Below are 25860 nucleotides of genomic sequence, written 5' to 3'. Positions count from 1 at the left end.
TCAGCAACGGAATGGTGGGCAGCCGGGGGGAGTGGCGTGCAACGCACCATTCGAAGTCGTCATCCACGACGACAGGTTCTGGACTCGGGCCAATCGATGATCTGAATCGGATTCAAGGGGGAAATGGAGCGAGGACCAGAACCCACCTACCGGTACACAGTTGGTAACAAAAACAGTTGTGATATCGGCTTGCAGTCTATTGGTTCTGTGATTGTTGCGCGGCCACGAACGCTCTCTCGGAAGGAAAATTATTCAGCCGACTGTCAGCGAGCCCGTCGCAATTACGACACTGAGGTAGTCTCATTCAGAAACCGATTCATAATGGGAGAGTCAAACAGTAGTTCTCAACCTCGGGCGCCAGTGAGATGATCTGTTCTCGGCGCTCTAATTCACGGCGACGTGTCTCGATTCGCTCTTCGAGCTGTGCAAGTCGCTCCTGTTGGCCACGGATCGCGATGTCCATATCCGAGCCGGCGTCGGATTTGCGCTCGTACTCCTCGATGAAGGCCTCGATCCGTTCTCGTTCCGCCTGTGCATACTCCTCGAGATTTTCCAACTCCTGGGCAGTCTCCTTGTGACGTTTCTCCTGAAGATGGTTCTTGATCTCGTTGACACGCACGCTCACGTACCGGTCAGCGGCCGCCCGTAAGTCGGATTGAGCGTCGAGAACCGTTCGCAAGTCGTCGACGTCGGGCTTTGCTGCTACCGAGTCGCCTTCGACGACACGTTCACCAAGCGCCTGCTGAGCGTCCCCTTGCGTCGCATCCACGAAGACGGGGATGGTCTCCTCACGAATCACATCGCCAGTGCCGTCCTCGAACGCCACGCGATAGTTGTAGGTAATCCCCGGCGTGTCGACGAACGGCAGCAGTTTGAGTCCGACCGCACCGCGCTCGTCCTCCAACACGCGTGCCATGAGCCGTTGCAGGACGTCCGTGTCCGGAGCGAGGTAGGTGATGTCCTCGTGATCCATCGCGAAGTCGCGGTCGAACGTGAACGGGCCGAACGTCGCATCTTGGCCGGGCGAATTGATCCCATCAGGCAACTCGGCTTGATAGAGGTTGGTACCGCGTTTCTCGAATTCGCCTCCGAAGGCTTCGACTGCTCGCTCGAAGAACTCGCGGATGTCTCCCTCGCTTCCGTAGACGTCCGCTGACTCGTCGACGACCTCCTGAATCTGCCGGCGACTCTCCGCGTCGAACGTGCTCGTATCGACGAGACTCCGCTCGTACCACTCCTCGAGCGTCCGCTGGCGCTCCTCGATCAGCTGCTCGAGTTCCGCTTTGGTCGCACTCGGCGGGTCGTCGTTCTCGATGGACTCCATGATGAGCGAATCCACGTCGATGTCGTCGAGGATGCCAAGCACGTCCGCTGTGTTTCCGAGCTGGGAGCGGATCTCCTCGACCTTGGTCTGGAGCATTTCGAAGATTTCGCTCTCGCGGGTGTCGTCGAAGAGGAAGTTCCAGACCTTGACCTCCTCTTCCTGTCCGTAGCGATGGATGCGTCCGATCCGCTGTTCGAGGCGGTTCGGGTTCCACGGAAGCTCGTAGTTAGCCATGATGTGACAGCTGTGCTGGAGATCGATCCCCTCACTCGCTGCATCGGTCGCGAACAGGAGTCGTGACTGCCCGTGATTGAACTCGTCTTCGATCCGGGTCCGTTCGTCCTTGTCAACGTCGCCGTGAATCACCAGAATCTCGTCGGCCCACGGCTCGTCCTGCACGAATTCGAGAAGGTAGTCCAGCGTATCGCGGTACTCCGTGAACAACAGGAGTTTCTCGTCCGGCTGTTCCTCGAGGAGTTGGGAGATGAACCGTCTGACTTTCTGGGCCTTGGAGTCGACCGGTAGATCCTCCGCTAGCGACACGAGGTCGCGGAGCGTATCGATCTCCTCTTGGAGTTGTTCGTCGGTACTGGTGACGGTCAGACCGGCGATCTCGTCTTCCGCGTGTTGCTTGTCGTCCTCGTCTAGATCCTCGCCGTCGAGATAGGCTCGTGCTTCCTCGGAAAGCCCGTCCGTTTCTGCCTCTTCGTCGAGAAGGTCGTCGAGTCGTCGTCGGAGCGTCGCGTGAATCGCGCCGACGCTGCTCACCAGTCGTTTCTGCATGAGCGCCATCGCGAACCCGACTGCGGGTTCGTTCAGCTTCTCCGAGCGGTTGTAGACGTTTTTCACGTAGTCGGTGACAGCCCGGTAGAACTGTCGTTCGTCGTGGGTCATCGAGACCGATACCGAGTTGACCTCGCGGTCCGGGAAGACGCGTTCACCGTCCTCGTCGTAGATGTCGGTCTTCCCGCGACGGATCATGACGCGGTCGACTGTTTCCTGTGAGAGTTCCTGATTTTCGGCGACGAGGAACGGATCGATGTACTCCACGAGCGAGCGGAACGCCTCGCCCTTCCCGTCATGTGGCGTCGCGCTGAGAAGCAGCAACGAGTCGGAGTTCCCCGTGACGGCGTCAATCATCCGTGCCGTCTTGCTCGGTGAGTCCCCCCGCTTTGCAGCCTTGTGGGCCTCGTCGACCACGACGACGTCCCAGAACGCGTCCCGGAGTGCAGGCCGGAACTCGTCCTGCCGCAGGAACGCCATGCTGGTGACGAGCCGTTGCTGGTCTTGGGCCCAGATGTTAGCCTCCTCGCCGAGCCGTCGGCGCTCACCTTCCACCCACGCGCGGTCTGCCACGGTCAGGTCGATGTCGAAGAAGCGGTCCATATCCCGGATCCATTTCTTCTGGAGGTGGGCGGGAACGACGAACAGGACGCGGTCAGCGCGATTCCGTGCAGCGAGTTCCTTGAGGACGAGGCCCGCCTCTATCGTTTTCCCGAGCCCGACGTCGTCACCGATAAGTGCCCGCTGCCGGAGCTTCTGCATCACCCAGTTTACGGCGTCAAGCTGATACGGTTCGAGCCGAACGAGCGAGTTCGAGATGCTCAGGAGCTGTCCCTGTTCGTGAGCGAGTTTGAGCTTCGTCGCCTGCGTCCGGAGGTCGAACCACTGCGCCGCGACCGCATGGTGATCCGGATGAAGGTCGTCGATTCGCTGGTTGGCCAGTTCCTCGATTCCGGACTGCTGTGGCTGAATCTCTACATCGTCGAGACAGACAGTCTTGACGCCTTCCCCGTCGATATACGCTCTCAAATATTCGATCTCGCCGACTGTCTGTGTTTTGATGATTTCAGCCGGTGTTCCGTTGAGAAGGACTCGTTGCCCGGACGAGAATGAAGAATCCGTCATCGAGTGCTACGTGTTCCAAAACGGCATAGACTCTTGAACCTTGTCAGCCACCTCCTCTGACGGAGATCGGTTCCCCACCGCCTCAGAGTACGTTGTCCGCCACCACTTCCGGGACGATGTCTTGCTCGGCGAGCGGCGTGATGTTGATCGCGACGCCGTGTTTGTGGGTGGGCTGGTAGCCCGCGGTCACGACTTCTGAGAGCGCCCGTTCCTCCCAATCGCCGGAGATATCGGTCGCAACCTCGTCGCAGTTTGCAGCGATTTCGTCGGCCAGTTGCCGATACTCGTCAACGTCGGCCGCGAGTTCTGCGAGCAGTCGCTGCCGCTCGGCGACGCCGGTGTCTCCGATCTGTGACTGCTCGGCATCCTCGAACTGTTCGAAGTAGTACGTCATGAACAGGATCCCGTTGCTCGCGTAGTGGGAGGAGCCGACGAGATCGTCGTAGTACTCGAAGAGGTCGTAGAGATGTGCTTCGACGGGTTCGGAGCCGTCTTCGGCGTACGCTTCGAAGGCAGTCTGTAGGTCGTCGAGCGCATCGACCCACTCGTCTTTGTTCTCCTGTACCGTCTCGTAGAACGAGGGACTGAACAGGTCTGCCATATCTACGTCCTTCAGGTCGGCGAGGGTTTCGAGAGTGTCTAGCCGTGATGCTGTCCGCTCCCGGAACTCCGCCACGCGTTCGGCTGCCTCGGCCGCGCGTTCCTGATTCACGCTGGGCCAGTCACGCGGGGTGGCCTGCGAAAGGTCGCCAAGCCGTTCTTCGAACGCGCTGAGCTGTTCGAGGGCGCTCTCACACTGGTCGTACTCTTCGGCGGCGTCGGCTCGCTCAGTGGTCGAGAGCGATTCGTCGTTCCGACGGCTGTTTGCCGCCGCCCGGCGTTCGCGGAGGTGCGTCCGCCGCGGTTCGAGATACTGGTTCTGCAGTCGGTCGAAGATGCTCGCGTCCAACTGATGGTAATCGACGAGACAGCCGAAGCCCTCGCCCGTGGCGTCGGAAACGAGTCGCTCGGTCGAAAGCCGCCAGAGGATCGGCGTTCGGTCGAACTCCGCGACGTGGTACTCGAACAGGTCGTTTTCGAGCCACGCCCGAAGGTTCGGGTACGCTTCGTCGCTCGCGTTGCGGTTCCCGAGTACCGCGTCGGCTTCCGCGAGGCGGTCGGTCGCGTGCTCGCCCCAGACACGTTCGAACTCCGCCTCGATGTGGGTCAGAAGGTCGTCCGTGCCGTCGATTTCGGAAAGCGGGATAATGCCGTCATCGGTGTCGTTGATCGCTCGGAGCGTGAAGTGGAGAAGGAGGTCTTTGACCTGTTCCGGGAAGTCGCTAGACGGCTCTGAGATGGCCGCTGGAGCATACACTTCCTGTTCGCGTGGATCTTCGATAGTTCGGAGCGCGATCTCCTGAAGGATCGTCTCGCGCTGCCCGTCGGTGATGTCGAAGCAATCGAAGACGGCATCGTCGATGTCGTTCGCACAGGACTGGAGGGTTTGCTCGACTCGCGCCAAGTGTTTCGCGGCGGCAGTTCCGACCTGATTGAGCGAGTCTGCCGTGGACACAGTTTGTGTCGGGCTATCGAGCGAAAGTTCGTCCCGAAGCTCGCGGTGTGGATGATCGTACTGCGGTAGCGGGTCATCGACACCGAGTGCATCGAGCAGGACAGGCCCATCGTAATGCGGCGACACGAAGTCGTACTGCCGCTTCGAGATGAGGTGCCCGACGGCTTCCCGGGCGAGGGTCGCCAGTTCGTCGATCTCTTCGAGTTCTGTCCGCCACGGGACTTTCGAGACGAACCCGACTTCCCACATTCGCTCGGAGGTCTGTGCAAGCATCAGATACGTGAATAGATGGCTATTCGTGTACGAGAGAGCGTTCCAGATAGCCCGATCCGGAATCAGAACCGAGCCCTTGTGACCGAAGACGGACGAATCGTGGAGATACCCGAACCTCCGACCGCTTCGCTTTGCGACGGTGTACGTTAATGATTCGTTGAAGTAGGCGTCTGTATTGCGGGGGTAGGATTTCGGGTATCTATCGACTTCCGTCCCGTCTTCTCCCCAGAGGAGGGTGTTCTTTATTCGAGGCAAAAGCCACGCATCAGCGCCCCCCTTCGCAAACGGCACCCATTCAGCGCCCCTGTCTTCCCAGAACTTATGCACGAACCGGGAATCGTCTGCGGTTGCGGTACCCTGTTTGATGTCTCCAAGCGTCTCCCGGTCCTCTAAGCCCGCATTATCCGCGTCGAGAACGGTATCGGACTGATAGATGCTTCGCAGGCCTCGTGGCACCCAATAAGAAAGCGGCGTGCCGGGAACCATCGCAAACTCGGACAGGTCTCGGTGATAGAGTCGCTTGACACCGGTTTCAGAACCCTCGAAAGACGCGCGGATGAATTCCCCTTCCTTCTCACCCTTCGCAACATCCGGGAGGCGGATGAACGTCCCTGTCTGCCCGCTGTCTGCCTCGGAGCGAACAACTGTCCCGACAGTGCCGACGGTCGCGTTGTCGAGGATGTCGTACCCGAACTCTGAGAAGAAGTCGAACGCACCTCTCCCACCGACGAAATCCTCCCGGAAGGTCTGGAAAGACTTGTTGAACATGAACGACCACGGAACGAGCATCCCCGTGCGTCCGTCGGCTTTGGCCAGCCGATCACACGCCTCGAAGAAGTTGATGTAGTACTCCGTCGTATATTTGTAATTCTCGTTCTCTTCGACGTATTCCTGCACGGTGTCCGGCATTCGTCCCCCCGAACCATACGGCGGGTTCATAAGCGCCACGTCGTACGATTGGCTTAACACTACCAGCAGATTCAGGAAACTCTTGAGGTTCTGTTCGCCGAACGAATCTGACGAGCGTTCACCAACGGCTTCTCGAAGTGCCTTCAAGAAGGAGTTCAGCGACTGGTGTGTTCCGTCGCCCCAGTCCGAGAGGTCCGTCTGACCGCTCTCGAACACGTCTTCGAGCGTCCCACTCACGTCGAGCAGGCTCCCGAGGGCTTCCGTGTGCTGGAACGTGTCGATGATCTCGCCCAGCGCAGCACGCAGGTCCGTTCCCTCGCCGGTAATGTCGTCCAGCACTTCTGCGCCTTCCTCGACGTCCGCCACGCGGGCGTCCGCACAGACGATGTCGACGCTGGGCATCTCGAACTGGCCGTCTTCCGCTTCGGTACGTGTTCTGGCTTTCAGATACAGATTGAACGCCGAGAGCTGACACGAGCGCAGGTCGATGTCGACGCCGTAGAGGTTGTGCTCCAGCACCTTCGCCGGAATCTCGGCGCGGTCGAGATCGGTTTCGGCCCACCAGATGCGCTCCAGTACGTCGAACGCATAGAGGAGGAAATGGCCGCTCCCACAGGCCGGGTCGATGACCCGCAGTTCCGACGGATGATCGAACTCCGGTGCATCGCCGGCCTCCTCGTCAGGGATAAGGTACGTACAGAGTTCGGGAACGGACGGGCTGTCCTCCGGCGTGACCAAGCGCTCTTTTCGCTCTTCGGGGCTGAGAGCGTCCGGATTCGGAACGGCGTCTTCCTGCTCAGTCGCTTCGAGATAGAGTTTGCCGAGGGAGTTGTCGGTGAGCATTCGGACGACCCAATGGGGCGTGTAGAACTGGTTCGCCGGCCCCACGTCCTCCGGTTCGAGCGTGTTCTTCGCGTCGAGCGCCTCGACAACGGGACGGTTGTAGTACTCGTACACCCAGCCCAGCACGTCGTCGGCTCGCCAGACCTCGTCGGGTACCTCGTCCAGCATTCCACAGAGGTCTTCGTAGGTGTCGTCGTCGGGGTCGATCAGACTGTAGGCGGTCGAGCGGTCGAAGAGGATCTCGATCTCCGCGGCCAGTTTGTCGCACGCGTTCCGATAGGCTTCGAGGACGGCCTCCTCCTCCAGCATGAACTCCTCGGTGACAAGCCGGTCAGCGGCCGGTGTGAGGCCGTCGTCACGGAAGGCCGTCACTTCGTCGTCGATGAAGTCCCGGACCTCCATGCAGCGAAGCGCGGCCAGCCGATTGACGACCGTGTAGCCGACGCCCGTAATGTACTGTTCGTGGGCCTCCTCCCAATCGTGGCCATCGGCGGCTTCGAGTTCGATAGCTTCCACGAGGGTTTCCTGCGTCTCGCTCAGGGACGCGTCATCAGGACGGTCTGCCAGATCAGACGCTTCGAGCTGGTAGCGAACGTTCGCCTCGATACGGTCTCGCATCTCGGTGACGACCGCTTCGAGGTGTTCGCGCTCTTCCTTGTCGAGTTGCGCCTTTCGGGGGGCCAGAGCGTTCCCATCCATATGAGAGTCAGTGATATTCTCCCAGTACAACTGTGGTCTCTTGAATATTGCCCCATCGCGATGGCTCGACCAGGACAGCTACCCCTGCGTGATGCTGATGAAATCGAGCACGAACTCCTGTGGGAGCAGGCCACCGTGGTAGAACCGTGCGTCCCCGAGGCCCTGCTTTTTGAACCGCTTGAGCGGGCTCGCAAGGACGCTGACGTTGGCGTCGAGATACCCCAGCCGGGTGCTGGAGTCGAGTAACACGCCGGGTGAATCCGCGTCTACGTCCTCGCCGGCAATCCATCGCCGACCGGAGTCTGACGCCTCCGTCGGCCGAGAAATCTTCTCCGGCGACGCGCTGTCCGGGAGCAGGACGAACCCGTGGTCGGTCAGCACGTAGGCCTGGTCCCACTCTCCCTGTTCGAGCTTCGTCCCGATGAACTCCGCGAGCGAGTCGACGCGTCGGGCCAGCATCGCCTCGAGGTCGCTGAGTTCCTTCTCGCCGATGTCGTCGAGGTCGTTTTTGAAGTAGGCGACGCGCGTCGACTGCCAGCCGTCCTCGGTGTCGCGAGTGACCGTCCAGCCGTCGCCGCCCAACAGCGAGTTCCGCCGGTTCGTGTTCACCTTTCGGTTGTTTCGAAGGGGCTGTAACTCGCCGTCGACCAGCGAGACGTCGAACATCTGGATCTCGCCCGGCGTGAGTGCGGCCTTCCCGAACTCGGTCTCCGAGGGCAGCGTCCCGAGCCAGACGTCTTCGTCGACGGCGAACTCGGGGGCGTCGGCCGGGAGCGTCGCCACGTAGTCGCGCAACTCGTCCGCGAGCCGGCGCGCGAGGTCGAGTCGGAGGGCGTCGATGACAAACAGTGCGACCGTCTGGCCGCTTTCGAGGCCGGCGGACTCCTTCGTGAAGAACTGATAGGAGTGGTCCTCGTCGACGAACGGAGCGCCGGCCTCGACAGTTTCGGTGACGCGGTCGCCGAGGGCTTCGAGGTACTCGACGTATTCCGACTGGAGCTGGGTGCGGAGGTCGTCAAGGGTATCGACGGCAGGATGGTCGGCAGGGAGGTCGGACTCGGGCGCGCCGGCGACGACGAGGTTGAGCATCGCGTTGTCGATCTGCCACGTTCCGTCGTCCGGATCAGCGTACAGCGAGACGACGTCGTCGGTGGCCCTCTCGTCCCACGTCTCGAGTTGGTGTGCGAGGCGGGCGACCTCCGCGGCCTGCTCCCACGTCTGCGTCCACGGACTGTCCGGGCCGTAGGCACCGCGGTAAGTGCCCCGGAAGTCCTCACTCCCGAGGAGAGCGTCGTACCGCTCCTCGGCGCGCCCGAGACACGTCTCGTAGTCGCCGGCGTCGAAGGACGCGTGCCACTCCTCCCAGAGACGACGTTCGAGCGCGGCGTCAACGAGACAGTCCGCGAGGTCCCACGGGTCGTCGACGGCCGCGACGACGTCGGGCCAGGTCGCTTCGCCGAGGTAGCGGTCGGCGAGGAGACCGGCCGAGGTGGTGTTGTTCAACAGCGACTTGAGTTCGGGGAGGTCGTGATCGCCGGCCGTCTCGGCGCGGCACTCCGTCGGGAACCGTTCGGCGTCGACACCGGCGTGGATCAGCCACTCGGCGACGGCCCACCGACGCGTCGCCGCGACGATCCCCGCGGGTTCGTCCTCGCTGGCGACCGCGTCGACGCCCTCGCTGGTCAGCAAGTCCTGCATCTGCTCGATGGTTCCGGGGCTGTCGTCGATATCGCCCCAGCCGTTCTCCAGCACGAACGCGACCGGGTCGGTGTAGCCGCCGGTGACGATCCGCGTGCGGAGCTGTTCGAGCGTCGGGAGCTGGCCGCCGGTGAGCTGGTCGTGGAGAATCCGCGCGATCTCGCGGCGCTTTGCGGGGTCGTCCGACCGCGTCGCGGTTTTGAGCTCCCACGCGTCGAGTTGCCCGCGCTCGAACGCGTGGACGGTGAGGTCTTCGATGCTCATCTCCACCTCGCCGCCCGTGTGCTCGACGTCGCGGAACCAGTCGAAGTCGCCCTCGGCGTCTTCGGGCTCCTTGACGTGTGGGACGTACCAGACCTGTTCGCCGTCGACTGGATCGGCACGGAGTTCCAGCGGCGTCTCCTCGGCGACTTTCAGGTGAACGCCGAGTTCGTCGCAGGCCTGCTCGATGATGTCCTCGAGGTAGTTCCCGTCGTCCCACCAGAGGACAATCGGGTCCGCTGATTCGGCTCGGTCGAACTTTTTTCGGATGGTGTCTTTCGCGGCTTCGGGGAGCGTTTGCGTTGCTTGCATACTTCAGAGCACCTTGTCCTCGACGATTTCGGGGACGATGTCTTGCTCGGCCAGCGGCGTGATGTTGATCGCCACGCCGTGTTTGTGATTGGGTTGGTAGCCAGCGGTCGTGATTTCCGACAGCGCTCGGTCTGCCCAGTCCGCGGGAATCTGTTTGTCCACAGTCTGGCAGCGGTCGTCGATCTCCGCGGCGAGCGCCTTGAACTCCGCTAACGGTGGGAGTTCGTCCACGTCGTCGACATCTTCCTCGGCTGCAATCTGTTGGAGGTACTCGTCGTCGAGGACGGACGCGTCGTCGATGCCCGTCGCGAGCGACGCGAGCAGTTCCTCATCTTCGGTGAGGGTGCCGAATGGCTCACCGTCCTCATCGAGAAGGTCGCTCCCTTCGCGCTCGAAGTAGTACGTCATGAAGAGGATGCCCGTGCTGGAGTAGTGGTCCGAACCCTTGAGCCGCCAGTTGAAGTAGTCGAAGAGGTCGGCGAGGTGGGCTTCGACGGGCTCGTCGCTGGGCTTGGCGTACTCCTCGCAGGCGTGTTCGAGTTCACCGAGGGCGTCCAGCCACTCGTCGCGCCACTCGTCGACCTTGTCCCAGAAGCCATCGGAGAAGGTGTCTTGGAACCACTCCTCGCCGTTCACCTCGCGGAGTCGTTCGAGCGTCTCAATGCGTGCCGCAGTCTCCTCGCGGAACGCGGCGACCTTGGGAGCCAGTTCGTCCACGCGTTCGCGGTCGCCGTCGTCGAAGTCCCGCTCGCTCGTCGACCCGAGTTCCTGAAGTACCGCTTCGAATTCTGCGATCTGTTCGAGGGCGCTCGAACAGAACTCGAACTCCTCGGTCGCGTCGGCGCGTTCGCTCGTAGAGAGCGACTCGTCGTTCCGACGCTGGTTCGCCGCCGCTTGCCGGTCGCGGAGGGCGGATTTCCGTGGTTCGAGATAGGTGTTGCCGAGGCGGTCGAAGAGGCTGGCGTCGAGTTGGTGATAGTCGACGAAGCACGCAAAGCCCTCGCTCTCGGCGTCGGCGAGGAGCCGCGCCGTACTGAGCTTCCAGAGGATCGGCGTGTTCTCCATCGTGTCGACGTGGTAGGCGAAGAGGTCGTCCTCGACGAACGCCCGGAGGTTGGGGTAGGCCTCGTCGGCGGCGGACTCGGCCCCGAGGATGTCGTCAACTTCGACGAGTCGGTCTTCGGCGTACTCACCGTATGCGTCCTCGAATCGCTCGACGATACGGTCAAGCATATCCGCCTGTTCGTCCGCGCCTTCGAGTGGGATGATGCCATCAGATTCCTCGCGGACGGCTTCCATCGCGAAGTGGTGGACGAGGTCTTTGACCTGCTCGTCGAGGTTGTCGGGGACTTCAGGGACGGACTCAGGGTCGGGGACTTCGCGGTCTTCGGGGTCTTCGGAGGTTCGGAGGAAGATTTCGTCTTTTAATTCATGCCGAAGGCGATGATTGAAATCTAGGTAGTCGAATATCTGCCTATCTATCGAATCTGAAAGACTTTCCAATTCGTGACGTAACTCAAGTTCCCTCCTTTTGTTTCTATTAGCGCTCTTAACTATCTTGCAGTCAGATGACTGAGTCTTTTCCGAGATATCGTCATTACTCTCTATCTTCTCGGTATGAGGGTGAGAGTAAAATGGCTCGTATTCCGCAGACGGTAGAAGCTGAGGGCCAGTGTAGTAGGGGCTGATTGGATTGTGTAGCCTCTGTTGGATCGCTACTTGATACTGCTTTTTTGATAACTCCTCTAATTCTTCAATCTCTTCTAAATCTTCAATCCAAGGTAGACCTCCGATTTCACCAGCTTGCCAGTTCCTCTCGGGTGTTATTGATAATATCAGGTTATGGTATAGTGTTGAATTGACAATAGCTAATATTTTCAGATTTGACATCCCCTCTTCCGGAATCAACATACATCCAGAGTTATTATAAACTCCCCCAGATGGAAAGATTCCGAATCGTCTTCCTTTTTCTTTTATAAATGCCCATGTCAACCCCTTCTTGCCATATAAATCTTCATTCCTTGTACGAAATGAGCCGGGTGAGCGTTTAACAGGAACGCCATTGTTGCCCCACTCAACTACGTCTGAAACTTGTGGGACAATCCAAGTTGTTTCTCCACCCATTGCTAAAGGTTTAAAACTGTCAAAATTAGCCACTTCCCAGTGTTTTCGGACGAATCTCTGGTCATTTGCTGTGGTCAGTCCCTGTCGTGCTTTTCCTATTGATTGGTTGCCAATCTCTGCTTGCTCGGCATCTATTTTGAAATCTGTTTCGTGTAGCTCCCGCACTTCTTTTGGAATATAATACGAAAGGGATTTTCCCGGAATGTTATCAAACTCATTCAGATCAACCTGATATAACCGTCGAATATCCGTTTCAACGTTCGAAAGAGAGTTCGTGAAGACCGTTTCTTTTGCTTCTGAGCTCACGTCATGGAGTCGTATGAACGTGCCGGACTGCTCTTGTTCAGCACCTGACCGAACTACTGTGCCTGCCGTTCTTACGGTGGCATTGTCAAGGACTCCAATCCCGTATTCAGCTAAAAAATCAAAGCTCCCACGACTCCCAACAAAATCGTGTCTGAACGTCTCGAACCTGTTTTTAAACATGAATGTTCTCGGAACAAGCATACCAATTCGGCCATTTTCTTTCGATATTTTATCACAAACTTCGAAGAAATTTATATAGAACTCGGCAAAATAGTCGTATCTGTCATTGACATACTTCGTGACTGAATCTGGCATTCGGTTAACTGAACCATAAGGTGGATTCATCAACGCAACATCGTAGTCCTGTGCCAACACATCCAACAGGCGTACGAAGCTCCGCAAGTCCTGCGCTAAGAACGAGTCTTCCTCCCGGTGCTCGTCAACAGCCTCTCGAAGGCTGTGGAGAATCTGCCCGAGCGTGTGATGCTCAGTCGGGTCATCTTCCAGAGTAATCTGGACGCTCTCTTGATCAATTCCGTCTTCAAACAGTTCGCCAAGCGTCCCACGAACATCCAGCAGGCTTCCGAGGCCGTGGACTTCCTCGAATGCATCGAGAATCCGCCGCAGTGCGTTTTCAACATCATCCTTCCCATCAGCGACCTCGTCGAACACTTCCTCGACGCCCTCGATGTCGGCCACCTTCGCGTCAGCACAGACGATGCCGACTTCTGGCATATCGAAGCCAGTTGCCCCTTCGGCCTCGGCACGCGTCCGCCCTTTCAGATAGAGATTGAACGCGGCCAGTTGGCAGGCCCGCATATCGAGGTCGACACCATGGAGGTTGTGCCGCAGAATCTCCCGCGGAATCTCCGCGTGGTCAAGGTCGGTCTCTGCTCGCCAGATGCGCTCCAGGACGTCGAACGCGTACAGGAGGAAGTGGCCGCTTCCACAGGCCGGGTCGATGACGCGAATGTCTTCTGGGCCGTCGAACGCCGGTGGCTCGCCTTCCTCCTCCGAGGGAACGAGATAGGTACAGAAATCCGCCAAGTCCGGGGATTCGTCGGGGGAGAGTGGCCGGTTCTTGCGCTCGTCCGGCGTCAGCGCGTCCTGTGCTTCGACGGTCTCCTGCAGCGTTCCGTTGTCTTCGAGATAGAGTTTGCCGAGCGAGTTGTCGGTGAGCATCCGGACGACCCAATGGGGCGTGTAGAACTGGTTCGCCGCCGGCACGTCTTCGGGCTCCAATCCTTCGCGGTCGCCCTTCCGACGCAGGTCATCGAGGAGTTTGACGTTGTAGTACTCGTACACCCACCCCAGCACGTCGTCGGCCCGCCAGACCTCGTCGGGGACCTCGTCCAGCATTCCGCAGAGGTCTTCGTAGGTGTCGTCGTCGGGGTCGATCTGGCTGTAGGCGGTCGAGCGGTCGAAGAGGATCTCTATTTCATCAGCGAGGGCGTCGCATTCGTTCCGATAGGCTTCGAGGACGGCCTCCTCCTCCAGCATGAACTCCTCGGTAACCAACCGGTCCGCGGCCGGCGTGAGGCCGTCGTCGCGGAACGACGTGACTTCGTCGTCGATGAAGTCCCGAACCTCCATACATCGGAGGGCCGCCAGACGGTTCACGATAGTGTAGCCGACGCCCGTGATATACTGCTCGTGAGCGGCCTCCCAATCGTGGCCGTCGGCGGCTTCGAGTTCGATAGCCTCGACCAGGTTTTCCTGCGTCTCGCTCAGGGACGCGTCGCCGTCCTCGCGAGCGTCAGCGGGGGCGGGCTCGCCGGAGCTTGCTCCGACGGTGTCCGGCTTCTCGTCGAGGCCGTACTCGTCTTCGAGCTGGTAGCGAACGTTCGCCTCGACGCGGTCGCGCATCTCGGTGACGACGGCTTCGAGATGCTCGCGTTCTTCCTTGTCGAGCTGGGCCTTGCGGGGGTGGGTAGATTGTCCGTCCATACGAGAATCCGTGATGTTTCAAGCAGAGCCATTGCGATGTCTTGAAGATTGTCCCTCGATCTCTCGGACGGCGGTTGGATTAGCACTCGGAGATAGGCCGACGGGGGTAACCCTCCACGAAGCATTTATGCCAAAATGTGGAAGCTGAGGTATAGTAGATGCCTTCGCCGGCCCTCGGAAGCTTCGGTACTTCCTGTATCTACTGTTGATAGCCGTCTTCGGTGCCGTGATCTCGAAGATACTTGCGGACTTCTACGGGATCGAGTTTCTCGAACCAATCTTCTGATGGTTCGTAGAGAACCCGATGGCGCTCTTTGAGCTTGCAGGGTTCTTCTCGATCATCGCGCTCATCCTTATTGTGCTGATGAAAGCTCTGGAAATGGCCGAGAATAGCGGATTCTAAGCATGATGTCGAGATAGTATCACAGACGCATGATAATCCTTTGGAGCCACCAGTAAACGATGAGTGCGATTTCGGACAAGCACGTCGTTTCAACCGCGATAACGTCGTTATGTTGCGTAATTACGAATCGAACATAAATGAGTTCGGCGTTTTGCAACGCCGGTGTGTCAGTCGAGCGGCTCGATCAACACGACAGCGCCATCCGGTAGGTCATCCATCGTCTCCTGAATCCGCCGCAACTGCTCGTCTACGCCCGCAAGCACCTGTTCAGCTTCTTCGATCAATTCACCCACTCGTTCCTCACTCGGCGAGCGGGTACCCGCTGCTGCATCGACAATCTCGTCGGTGATGTCGTGATCGGGGTGCTCGGACTGCAGTTCCGCGGCGAGTTCCGCAAGCCGCTCGTCGACCGTGAACGGGTTCTCTGCCGCATCGAGGAGTTGCTCTACATCGTCGACACTCGGCGGCTGCGACCGGCTGAGCATCTCGCTCACGTCGGCCGTGACTGGGTGATTCGGATGGTCTTCCGCGAGTCGTTTCGACGCGTCCCGGAGTTGCGACCAGAGCGAGGCCTCGCCACCGGATGCTTCGAGGAGTCGCCGTGCCCGCTCGTACCGCTTGGCCTGCTGGACGACCGCCGGGTCGACGAGGGCTTCCTCGGAGAACGAGTCACCCCGCCACGCCGTCTCGAAGAGATCGTAGAGGTCGTCGATGGTTACGCCGTCGAATTCGACGGCGACGCGGTCCGCGGTTTCCTTGCTGCTCCCGTCGTGTGCGTAGAGCCACGTCGCGAGACTGGACACCACGCTCTCGGGCTCCTCGTCCGTCGGCGGTCCGCCCGTGATGCGTTCGTACTGCGCACGGACGACGGTACGCCTGTGTGTGTCAGCTTCTTCGAGTAGTGCTCGAAGCCGGTCGGCATCTGGCACTTCGTCCCCGCCGATGACTGCTTGCATCTCCCCCGTAATGTCCGGACCGGGGTAGCGCCGCTTCATCTCCACTGTCCGCTGGCTGAACTGCTCCCAGAGGGACTGGCCGTCTTCGCTCGGCTGGAAGAGCCCGCTGGCCCGAGCGAACCGCTCGGACTGCCGTTCGACCGTCTCGGACGCGAACGCATCCGTTTCGAGTGATTCGCCCCCGAGTGCGGGCTGGAGCGCCGTTTCGAGTTCGTCCAGCGAAGCGCCGTCGCCGAACTCCCTGCTGACACCTCGCAGGACGCGTTTCACCAGCACGCTGTTCTCGTCAACCCACTCGGCTAACGCGGAGAGCCACGCGTCGGGGTCGGTCCCGTCCGGCTCATCGCCGATCAGCGTCTCGACGGTGTCCCGGATCTGCTCTGGATCGATCTTGCCTATCGACTCGAAGCGGATCTGTATCTCGGTCAGGTTCGTCTTGTTTCTGACCGCCCGTCCGATCTCCTCCGGTTCGGTAATGTACTCGTCGTCCCGCCGGAGTGCGATCTCGTTGGCCGTAGCGAGCGTGATCAGCAGTGCCGAGATCGACTCCTGGGGCGTCCCGCGATACGCGCCGCCGCGCTGGACAGTCTGGGTGAGCACGTCTTCGGCACGAAGCGACTGGGTGTCCGCGTACTCGTCGAGGAATTCCTGACACCGGCCGTCGGCGAGTTCGGCGCGGTCTGTATCCACCCCGAGCGTGACAGCGTCCTCGCTCGTGAGCGGCCAGTCGGCGACACCGCGGAAGAACTGTGCCATCCGCCTGGCGTCGTCGACTTCCGTGATACCGTTCGTCAGGACGAACCGCGTTCCGCTGAACACGGACTGGACTTCCGTTTGAACGACCTGCTCGAACGCGTCCTCGTACCGCCCTCTCGTCCCACCCGTCCGGACGTAGACGTCCGCTTCTTTGAGCTGCTCGCGAATCGTCGATTCGAGTGCCCGCTGTTCGTCGCGGTGATCGGACTCAAGGTCCGGATAGGTATCCGTCTCTTCGGAGAGCACTTCCTGCATCCCCATCACGTCCCGCAGGCGGTCGATTGTCGATTGCTGTAGACTGACGGCGACGAGGATATGCTCACCACCGTCACGGCCCTCGTTTGTTGCCTGCCACGCAGTAACCTGGTCGCTGATCTCGGCGTCGCGGTTCGCGACCAAGCGCACACGAACGGCGTCGAACTCCGGCGTCGGTGCTTGCTCGATCGGGTCTAGGACGGAGTAGCCGAACCGGAGCGGGACTTTGCGCTCTCCCTCGAAATCCACCTCGTGTCGACTGCCAGCAGAGAGCAAGCGATCGCTGCCCTCCCGGATGGAGTTCTCCAACTTGGCCGACAGCCGATGCGACGGAATCTGCTGTGCGCGAGTCTTCGCCCGCGTCAGGATGTCCTCCTGTTCCTCGGAGACCAGCAGGTACTCCTCGTCGCCGCGGTCGTTCGTCTCCGTCAGCACCTTCCGATCCTTGAGGAGGGCAGACAGCGCCGATTCGACATCGCTTCGGACGGACTCGAACGACTCGTCGGTCGACGTGACCATCAGTCGGGCGAGGTTCGCCGGCGTCGACGGCACCGCGGATCGAACCTGATTCAGCAGGTACAGCGCCTTTGCCACCCGAACTGAGAACGCGTTCTCGTCGCCGCCCGCCGAGGGGACGAGCTTGTTCTCGACCATCTCCTGTACCCAGAGCGGGACGTACGTCGTCTCCTCGACCAGCAGGTCGTACAGTTCGTCCCATGTGACGAGAGCACCGACCCGCTTGTCGCCCCACTCGAACCGCGTGAACAGCGAGCGGACGAGGATGAGCAACGCCCGACCCTGCACGTACTCCTCTTCGGTCACGCGTCCCCGCGGCATCAGTTGCTGAATCACCGTCCGGAGCAACCCGAGGTCGTACTCCCGGAACGGGTACGACTCGACTGCGTCCGGATCGGCCCCGGCGATATCTGTGTATGCGTCGAGTGTCAGGTCGGGCATCTCCCGGAGTGCGGTCTCGACGGCCTGTCCGCCCTCGACATCCTTCTGCAGCCACCGTTTCCGGACGATGATCTCGGTGTCGGCACCCTCCAACGGTTCCTGGGCACCGTACCACGGTTGCTCCGTGACTTCCGTATCGTCGAACTCACCGTGAATACGCTCGATCGGATACTGTCCAGTCCCGATGACCGGCGGGTTAGGCCCGACGCCGAGCTCGGTCAGCGCTTCCATCGTCTCCTGGAACTCCCTGTAGCGATGGCGGCCATCGCCGATGAACAGAGCCACCTCGTCGAGCCCGATCAGCAACTCCGTCTCGGTCTCCGGCGTGCTCAGCGACGCTTGCGCCGCTTCGATGCGCTCGACGAGATCGGCGGAGTCGAACTCACCGGGATCGACCTCCTCGATGGCGTCGTCGATCGACTGCTTGACCTCCGCCCGAGACGCGAACGGCGAGTCATCGAGCGTCGGAACGGCGTCGTAGAGCCAGCTCCGTAGCGACGCCCGCTCGTCGTACACATCCTCGAACGTCTGGCCGTCGTGCTCGACTTGCTGTAGCCGCTCCCAGCAGTCACCGTGGTTCATGTCGAGCTGCCACGCCCACTCGAGCAGCCAGTTCGGATCAGTCGGATAGCCGAGTTCGCGGCCGATCGCCTCGTAGATGAGATACGGGAGCGGCGGCTCCTGTGCTGCGTCCCGGTTGAGGAGGTTCAGGAACACGGGTTTCAGCCGGTCGACGTGCGAGTCAGCGACGCTCTGTCGGAACGACTGGAACCCCGGCCACCTGTTCGCCAACTCTTCGCCGAGATCGGTGAACTCCGATTCGGTATCGGCGGCGAAGCCGATGAGTTTCAGGAGGTGTGTCTTCCCCGACCCGAACGTCGCGGAGATGTAGAGGAAACGCGGTTGCTCGTGTGGATACTTGTCGACGAGGTCCCCCAGCGTGGTGAGCACGTCGCGAGCGCTGTCGGTCTCGTAGAACTCGCGAACGTCGTTTTCGGCCTGCGCTCTGGCGTTTACCTTCTGGACCTCTTCGAGTTCGCGAGTCGGTGATTGCTGGAAGATGTCGTGAATGTGTGTGTCGCTCATTGGAGATGCACCCCCTCAACCCGGCCTTCGATCTGGTGGGCCGGGTAGTAGTTACGCGATTCCTCGCCGAAGAAACTCAGCTTCCCACCGACGATATCTCCGGGGAACGGAATGCCGATAGTCGACTGGACGTTGCGACGGTCGAGTTCGTCGAGGAGCTCCGACGCACGCGTGAACGGGTAGAGGCTGCCGAGATGTGTGAGGAGGACGACGTGTCGCTGCTCGCCCGGTGCCTCGATCCTATCGAGCATAATTCCGACCAGTTCTTCCGCTAGCCGGTCTTGCATCGTTTCGGTGATCGTCGCTGGTTGGCTGTGCTTCCCGAGGTCAACTGCGAGTTCGAAGACTTCTGTTTCGACGAACACCTCGTCTAACCGGAGGATCTGGACGGTTCCGTCGTCCGGGAACTCCTCGGTTCGATGCGGGTTCGTCGCCCACTCGGTGAGCCGTTCGGCGACGCGTCGCTCGTACTTCGGCTGGACGGGAACGATGACGAACGGGTTTCGGATGCCGCGTCGCCCGTCGGCGAACTGTGCGATCCGGTCCGTGAAGTCCCGGAAGGGACGTTTGGTCGTCATCGGATGATAACCCCCGTTTCAGTCCGTTCGACACTGAGTTCGTGGTGTTCGACGAGCCGTTCCAGTTCGGAGTCAAGCGATTCGCGATCCGACGGGAGCACCCCGATCGCCGTGACGTCCGCGGGAGACTGCTCCCCAACGAGTGTCTGTAGCTCTTCGAACGTCGCTCGTAAATCGCCGATGTCGCTACCGGCAACCACGGCGAGAGGGTCGCTGTCGAGGAGTGCGTTCGTTGCCCGAATGAAGTCGTCAGCTTCGGCGTTGGTCGTTCCGCCAGTCACCGTCGACACTGCGTTCGAGACGTCAGCGTACCACGATGCGGCGCGGCGGAGCGGTGTGATGTATTCACTCTCGAAAGCCGGCCGAACGTTCGATTCGAACTCGCTCAGGGGCTGGATCCACGGATGCGCCTGTAACTCGTCGACGAACGCATCGACCCCGGTTTCTTCTCGGAACGAGTCCCACGCGGTCCCGATCGCGTCGTTGAGCGCCGGTGCGGTGGTTTGGGCGTCGTTGAACCGATCCCACCCATCGTGTGTCCACCACTCGCCCTCGTAACCGTCGATACTCCCACGGAGCGTCTGGCTGGCCGTGTCACACTCCTCGGTCAGCCAGTCGTACGACTGCTGGGCGAGCGTTAGCTGCGCGTCGATTCGTGTGAGCGCGGGCAGGCGCAAATTCCACACCTCCTCGGCGTCGTCGTACCATCCCTGTGCGTCGTTGGTTGCTTCGACGACTGCCGCCCAGTCGGTATCGCGTGACTTGACGGCCTCTCTTCGGTCGATAGCGCTCTGCTGCTCGGCTTCGAGCGCCCCCACGAACGACTCGAGGAGGGTGCGAACGGCTCGCGTTTGGATGTCACTCTCGGCGACCAGTTTGACGTCTTCTACGAGACTCCCGAGTCGACCCGCGAGCGTGTCGTTCGCGGACTGGAGCCTGACGATTCCGTCCGGTATGGTCTCCGTCGAGTCGATGAAGCCGCCCTCGCGGAGAATCCCTCGGACACCGCCACTCCCCGCGATCTTGAGACGCGTCGTCGTCAGTTTGTTGAGGTCGATGACGGCGTCGAGTTCGAGGGAGTCGCCCGTTTCGTCGACGGGCAGGAAGTCCCCCTTCCGGCAGAGCCCCCAGATAATCGCACACAGCGCCGGGCGAGCGTCCTCGTAGATCGGCTTCTTCTTCACGATGCCGTCGAGGATCGTCGCCATCGCGAGGTTCCCGCCGCGTTGCTTCAACTGTCGGCCGGTGAAGGCGCGTACGTTGTTCTGGATCGACCCGCCGTGCGTTTCGGGGTCTTCTGTCGCGACATCGATCTGCCGGGCCCACGCAGGGAGCGGGTCCTGGGCGGAGAGTCCCTGGAGCTCGTGTAAGTGTTCGTCCCCGACCTGCAACATTACGGGATGGAAGTCGTCGGGATAGGTGACGTCGAGATACTCCTCGACTCCCGAGCCCATGCCCCCGATCTGGTCGCCGCGATCCTTGACGTCGAATGCCCCGCTATCGAGAGCCCCGACGAGCTTGCTCTGAACGCGAGCCGCGCGATCGGAGAGATCTCGTTCGACAGACTGTGGGAGCGTGTGGTCTCCGACGGCATCTCTGAGTGACCACCACTCGATGAGGCTATCTCGGAGGTCGTCGAGCCCGTCTTGACCGATCGTCCATTCGAGCGGGTCGCCGTCGTGGTCGACGTCTGTCGCCGCAGGTGAAATACCTCTGACGGCGACCTCGACATCGAGTGCGTCCGCAGCGTCGACGGTCGTGTCGAGTTCTATCCCGTCGATACTGAACCCGTAGCGAACGGGGTACTGCTCGCCAGTCTCTCCGTACTCGGCCGACGTCGGGAGCGAGAGGTCACGCACGATGTCGTCCCAGAGATACCCGTCCACGGCTTCGATGATGGACTGCCAGTCCGGGTTGTCGAGGTTCCGCTCTGCGGCTTCGATGATCTCGCGCTCTTCCGGATGCGTGAACGCGTACTTCGGCCCGGTTTCGTCGTGCGTCGGACGGATGAATTTCCGAAGCCGCTGGAGCGAGTCCTCGACGCGGTTCTCCATCTGGAACTGGGTCGGGCCGTCGAGGTCGCTCAACACGGCGACTGCGAGATTCCGCTCGGACATCGGAATCGTGTCCGGGATGTGCTGGAGGAGCAACACGGCCTTCGCGACAGCCACGTCGATCTCCTCCAGTTCGCCTGCCTCGTGTTGTTCCTCGATCTCCTCGATGACTCCCACGTCCTGTGGCGTAATGTCATCGAGTTCCGGCTCGATGAGGTCGTAGAAGTCGACAAGCGAAATGACGTGAGTCTCGTCGCCGGCCTCTAGCCACTCTTGCAGGAGGCCGTGAACGAGGGCCAGAATCGCCCGTGCGGTTCCCGAGAAAATCGACTTCGCCGGATCGTGGGCCTCCTGCCGGAGGTTCGAGAGAATTTCGAGAAACAGCGGTGGCTGATACGGGAGGAACGGATAGAACTCGATGAGACGCTCGCGATCGATGTTGTCGAGCGGCGGTTCGGTGTTCTGTTCGATACCGGAGTACACGAGCAGTGTCTCGGGCTCGTTGCTGGTACGGTCGAGGACGCGCTCCGTGTCCTCCCTCCCGGCTTCCGACTTTTTGAGTAGCCGTTGCGTCGATATTTCGCCGACGTGTCGGCTCGGCAGGCCAAACCGATGCGGGAACCGGTCCTTGACGATGCTGAAGTCGGCCCCGCGAGCCGCGAACTGCGGCTGGACGTCCTCGATTTTGGCCTGTGCCGTCGCCACCAGTTGGATGTCGCCGTCGCCGGTCTCGTCGACGCTCTCCGCGAGCGTCTGCAACTCGGTGAGGCGGTCGAAATCCGTCCCGATGAAGAGACTGACCTCGTCGAGCAACAGCACGAGTTTGACCGGGCGGCCGAGTTCCGATTCGCGATCGCTCCGCAACTGTTCGAGGCGCTCGACCATCGCCTGCGGGTCGAGATCCGACGGCATCAGGTCGTCTAGACCATCCGCCGTGCCGGTCTCCTGCTCGAAGAGTGTCGGGAGAACGGCATCGGCTAGAGCGTTGTACTGCTGCACGTCCTCCCAGTTGTACTTCTCGGGGCTGTCAACCGTACCCCGGAGTGCCGTGTGGGTGTTGGCGGTCCGGTCGTCCCACGCGTCGGTCGTCCGGTACCAGTCCTCGAAGAAGGCAACGTCGAGTTGCGAGGAGAGCCCTCCCTCTGCACCAGTGAGTCGTTCCGACGTGTGGGCGCTTCGGAGGACGATCTCGCTGAAGCTCAGTTTCTTCTGGCCCTGATGCTTCAGGAGGTTCACCGAGACCGGAATGACCTCGTATTCCTCGTGAATCGATGACCACGTTGACTCGAGCGTCTCTAGCGACCGACCGTCGGGTAGCCGTTCCCAGACATCGTCTCGCTGTCGCAGCCATTCGCTGTCAAGAAGTCCGCGGAGCACGCTGAGGAGGTGGCTCTTTCCGCTCCCGTAGTACCCGTAGAGCCAGTAGTTCGCGCCCGACCGCATATCCTCGGACCGACCGAGTAGCCGCGAGAAGAAGTCGGATATGAACTCCTCGGACTCCTCCGTTACGTGGTAGGTGTCGATCGATTCCAGCCGATGATCCCGCCCGTCGTCTTCGCGGTCGATGCGCACGGACTCCTCGAAATCGCTCCCGACGTCGGCAGCGAACCAGCCCTCGTCCGTCACACTTCGCCCTCCCACGGTTCAGCCCAGCCGTACGTGTCATCGACCGGCTGGAGTCGCAACTCACCGTGAATCCCGCTCGCTTCCCAGTTCGGATCGTCGCTCACGCGTTCGGCCAGGGCGTCCCAGTACTGGTCCGGCTGGAAGAGGTAGAGCCAGCCGGTCGGCTGGGAGAGCCAGTCGTCGCCGTGGATCTCCCACGAGTAGCCTGATGCGACGAGTAACGGCGTCGACCCGAGGTTTGGGATCTGTCCCTGTAAGGTCTGTTGTGTGTCGAGAACACCGATATCGCGCAGCACCGACCGGAGCCCCTCTCCCCACCGTCGCGTCGTCGATTCAGCATAGTCAAACTCGCTCCCGTCCTCGTAATGGAACTCGCTCAGGAGGCGCTCTATCGTCTCCTGCTCGAATCCCAGCCCGCCGACACCGGACTCCTGCAGGCGGTCGACGTATCGATGTACCGTGTACCTCACGAGGGGATCGTCTTCCAGCAAATAGAAATACAACACCTGCGCTTTGTCACGCACCGTCTCACACCGGTCGAGTACAGAGGGGAGCTGGACAATAGAGGGAAGTTCGCTGCCAGCGGTCTTGAACCGCGAACTGAGTGCGCGGTAGATGCCCTTCGAACTCCCACGCGTGCTGCGCTCGTCGAATCGCTCTTCGATCCACTTCTCTTCGACAACCGTCCAGTCCCGATGGTGGGCGTACAGTCGAGCGAGCGTCTCCGCTCTGTCAACGAGAAGCCCGCATCTAGTAAGAACCATCGTCACTTCGTCGTCAGAAAACGTCGAGTCGAGCGACGGTAGAGAAACACCCCTCCCGTCGGTGCGGAGAGTCATATATCATCTCGAACCGGCCACACCACTTAGTTGATAGGGAAAACCGAATCGGAGGCGTCCGGTAACCCGGGTGTTCGACCGTCGGTTAGCAGGGCACGTCTTCGGCTGGGTCAGGGGCGGTCTTGGATATCTGTAGCGCCCACACGCCGGACCGCTTCTGTTCTACGGCCACCCGTGGCGGTGCCGAGGTGAGATCTTCGAGGGCTCCGCTGACGTCGCCCGGACGGGTGTCCGTCACGAGATGGAGCGACTCGCCGGGAGCGAGCGCGCCGAACTCCGCGCGAACCTGTTCGATACGCGCCCGGTCGGGGACGCCGCGAAGGTCGAGCGCAGTCTCGGGAACCGTCACCGTCGTCCGGTCCGCAAGGGCTTCGCGTACGTCCTCGCCCAGGTCCCGAAAGGCTGCTGGGACGTCTCCCTCGGTCGAGCGAAGCGAGTCGTCGATGGGGAGCTCCGCGAGTACGTCCGCACTGAGGTCGGGGTCGCTGCCGAACGGCGCGTGGTCGTCGCCACAGGTGGGACAGGTGAACCCGGCCATGTTGACAACGGCTCCGAGTACCGGGACGCCCTCCTCGCGGAACAGCGCCGCCGAGCGCTCCGTATCACTGGCCGCGGTCGGAAACGGCGTCGTCACGAACACCGCGCCGTCGACGGGGAACGACTGCAGCGTCGTCAACACGATGTCGCCGGTCCCCGGCGGCAGATCGAGCACCAGCGTGTCGACGTCCCAGGCGGCGTCGGTCAGCAGTTCCTCGACGGCCTCGTGGGCCATCGCGCCGCGCCATGCCATCGGTTCGTCGTTGGCGATCAGGCCGACACTGACGACTTGCAGGCCGTCGACCTCGACCGGCTCCGCCCGGCCGTCCTCGGTCGAGCCGAGTGGCCCCTCGATGTCGAGTAACTCCGGCGTGTTCGGACCGTACACGTCAGCGTCGAACAGGCGACCCGCTCGCCGGACGCGGCCAGTCCGCGCGCCAACTGGGTCGCCACGGTGGTCTTGCCGACGCCGCCTTTCGCACTGGCGACGGCGATGATTTGGTCCACGCCGGGCACGACGGTCCCGTGGTCCGGCTCTGCGATGTCCGTCTCTATGCGGACCGCCTCGACACCGCCACACTCTAGCACCGCCGCCCGCATCCGGTCGGCGAGCGCGTCCGCCGTGGCAGGGTCCATGCCGGACAGCGCCGTCTCCACGCTGACGGTCCCGTCAGTGGTAGCCACGGACGCTACTAGCCCCGCGGCAACCACGTCCTCGTCACTCTCGGGCGTGGCCACAGTCCGAAGCGCGTCCCTGACAGCGTCTTCCGTTGGTTCGGGCTGCTCTCCGGACATATTACCACGTCCCCCCGTGTTCGGTTTCCGGTTCGGGACCATCGTCGTCGTCCATCAACGTGCCGCCGTAGGGGCGGTAGTCGATTTCGAACACGCTGTCGATACGCTCTATGAGGTCCTCGCGCCTGGCGATGATCTCAGTATCGAACTCCGCGGCTTCCAGGGCGTCGACGAGGCCGTCGTCGTCGAGCCGCCCGTCGCCGTAGGCGGCGGCGACGCCGTCCCGGAACGTGTCGGCGTTGCGCCGACACCGCAGCCCCTCGTCGATGTCCGTCTCCGCTTCGCTCCGGTCCCCGTCCAGCGGGACAGCCTCGAAGTGCTCGATAGCCCGCCGGTCGAACTCGGCTGCCTTCGAGAGCACCTCGGTCGCCTGTTCGATGGGGGACAACTCCGCCCAGGCATCCCGGGCGACGGGCGCGACCATCGTGTCGACGATGTCGGTCCAGGTCGTCGCTCGCTCGGGGTCCTCCAGCGCCTCGGCGACGAACGCACCGACGTGGTCCTCCGGGATGGTCATGCCCAGCGACGACTCAAGACCGCCGCCCTCGTCGGTTTCTGTCTCGTTCCCGTCCTGTTCCGCTGCCGTGCCGGTCGAGTCGAGTTCGTATGGCATCGTCAGGTCCTGTCCTCCGGGTCGGTGTTCAGGTCGCGCCGGGGCTCGAACCCGGGCGCGCCGCCGGGGGCCGGTGACCCGCTCCCGGATCGGGCCGAGCCAAAGGAGCCGGCGGGGTCGTGAGCCATCGACGACTGCTCCGCGGGCGTGTCCGGCCCGCGTACCGGGGGCCGACGCGGCCCGATTTCGGACATCTAGCTCCTCGGGGTCGGTCCCGCGAGCGCTCGCGAGCGCTGTTGGCCGCGC

10 protein-coding genes and 1 pseudogene are annotated in these 25860 nt (G+C 61.5%); all 11 read right to left on the bottom strand.

Translation table 11 applies throughout. From position 1 onward, the window contains the following. Positions 1-316 precede the first annotated feature (316 nt). The 11 genes and pseudogenes from GJ630_RS01755 to GJ630_RS01705 all read right to left on the bottom strand — a co-directional run bounded on the left by GJ630_RS01755 (position 317) and on the right by GJ630_RS01705 (position 25808). On the bottom strand, positions 317-3232 hold the full coding sequence (locus GJ630_RS01755; protein WP_191449296.1) for a helicase-related protein: 2916 nt from the start codon (positions 3230-3232) through the stop codon (positions 317-319). 82 nt (positions 3233-3314) lie between these two features. Next, on the bottom strand, positions 3315-7511 hold the full coding sequence (gene pglX, locus GJ630_RS01750; RefSeq protein WP_064287180.1) for a BREX-5 system adenine-specific DNA-methyltransferase PglX: 4197 nt from the start codon (positions 7509-7511) through the stop codon (positions 3315-3317). 78 nt (positions 7512-7589) lie between these two features. Beyond that, the gene (gene pglZ / locus GJ630_RS01745) at positions 7590-9782 is read right to left on the bottom strand and encodes a BREX-5 system phosphatase PglZ (RefSeq protein ID WP_191449295.1); all 2193 of its coding nucleotides are present in this window, start codon (positions 9780-9782) and stop codon (positions 7590-7592) included. Between the two features lie 3 nt (positions 9783-9785). Next, entirely contained in the window at positions 9786-14159 is a 4374-nt protein-coding gene (pglX, locus tag GJ630_RS01740; RefSeq protein WP_191449294.1) for a BREX-5 system adenine-specific DNA-methyltransferase PglX, read from the bottom strand. A 570-nt stretch (positions 14160-14729) separates the two neighbouring features. Beyond that, entirely contained in the window at positions 14730-18572 is a 3843-nt protein-coding gene (locus tag GJ630_RS01735) for a hypothetical protein (protein WP_064287183.1), read from the bottom strand. After that, entirely contained in the window at positions 18569-19150 is a 582-nt protein-coding gene (locus GJ630_RS01730; protein WP_014030942.1) for a BREX protein BrxB domain-containing protein, read from the bottom strand. Before GJ630_RS01730 ends, GJ630_RS01735 begins: the two co-directional genes overlap by 4 nt. Continuing rightward, the gene (locus tag GJ630_RS01725; RefSeq protein WP_371726780.1) at positions 19147-22830 is read right to left on the bottom strand and encodes a hypothetical protein; all 3684 of its coding nucleotides are present in this window, start codon (positions 22828-22830) and stop codon (positions 19147-19149) included. Before GJ630_RS01725 ends, GJ630_RS01730 begins: the two co-directional genes overlap by 4 nt. Then, a complete protein-coding gene (locus GJ630_RS01720) occupies positions 22827-23669 on the bottom strand; it encodes a DUF1819 family protein (protein WP_050007321.1) in 843 nt (280 codons plus the stop codon). The genes GJ630_RS01725 and GJ630_RS01720 overlap by 4 nt, the downstream gene beginning before the upstream one ends. An 85-nt stretch (positions 23670-23754) precedes the next feature. Continuing rightward, a pseudogene (locus tag GJ630_RS20445) lies at positions 23755-25001 on the bottom strand (P-loop NTPase). Between the two features lies 1 nt (position 25002). Next, positions 25003-25614: a hypothetical protein gene (locus GJ630_RS01710; protein WP_191449293.1), complete on the bottom strand. Its 612-nt coding sequence runs from the start codon at positions 25612-25614 to the stop codon at positions 25003-25005. A 2-nt stretch (positions 25615-25616) separates the two neighbouring features. Next, positions 25617-25808 (bottom strand): hypothetical protein, encoded by a 192-nt coding sequence (locus GJ630_RS01705; protein ID WP_252718690.1) that lies wholly within the window; start codon positions 25806-25808, stop codon positions 25617-25619. Positions 25809-25860 lie beyond the last annotated feature (52 nt).

Origin of the sequence: Haloarcula sp. CBA1122, from assembly GCF_009741785.1 — an archaeon.
GTDB classification, from domain to species: Archaea; Halobacteriota; Halobacteria; order Halobacteriales; family Haloarculaceae; genus Haloarcula; species Haloarcula hispanica.
Note: the sequence above shows the minus strand (reverse complement) of the source record. Positions and strands in the feature narration are given on the sequence as shown.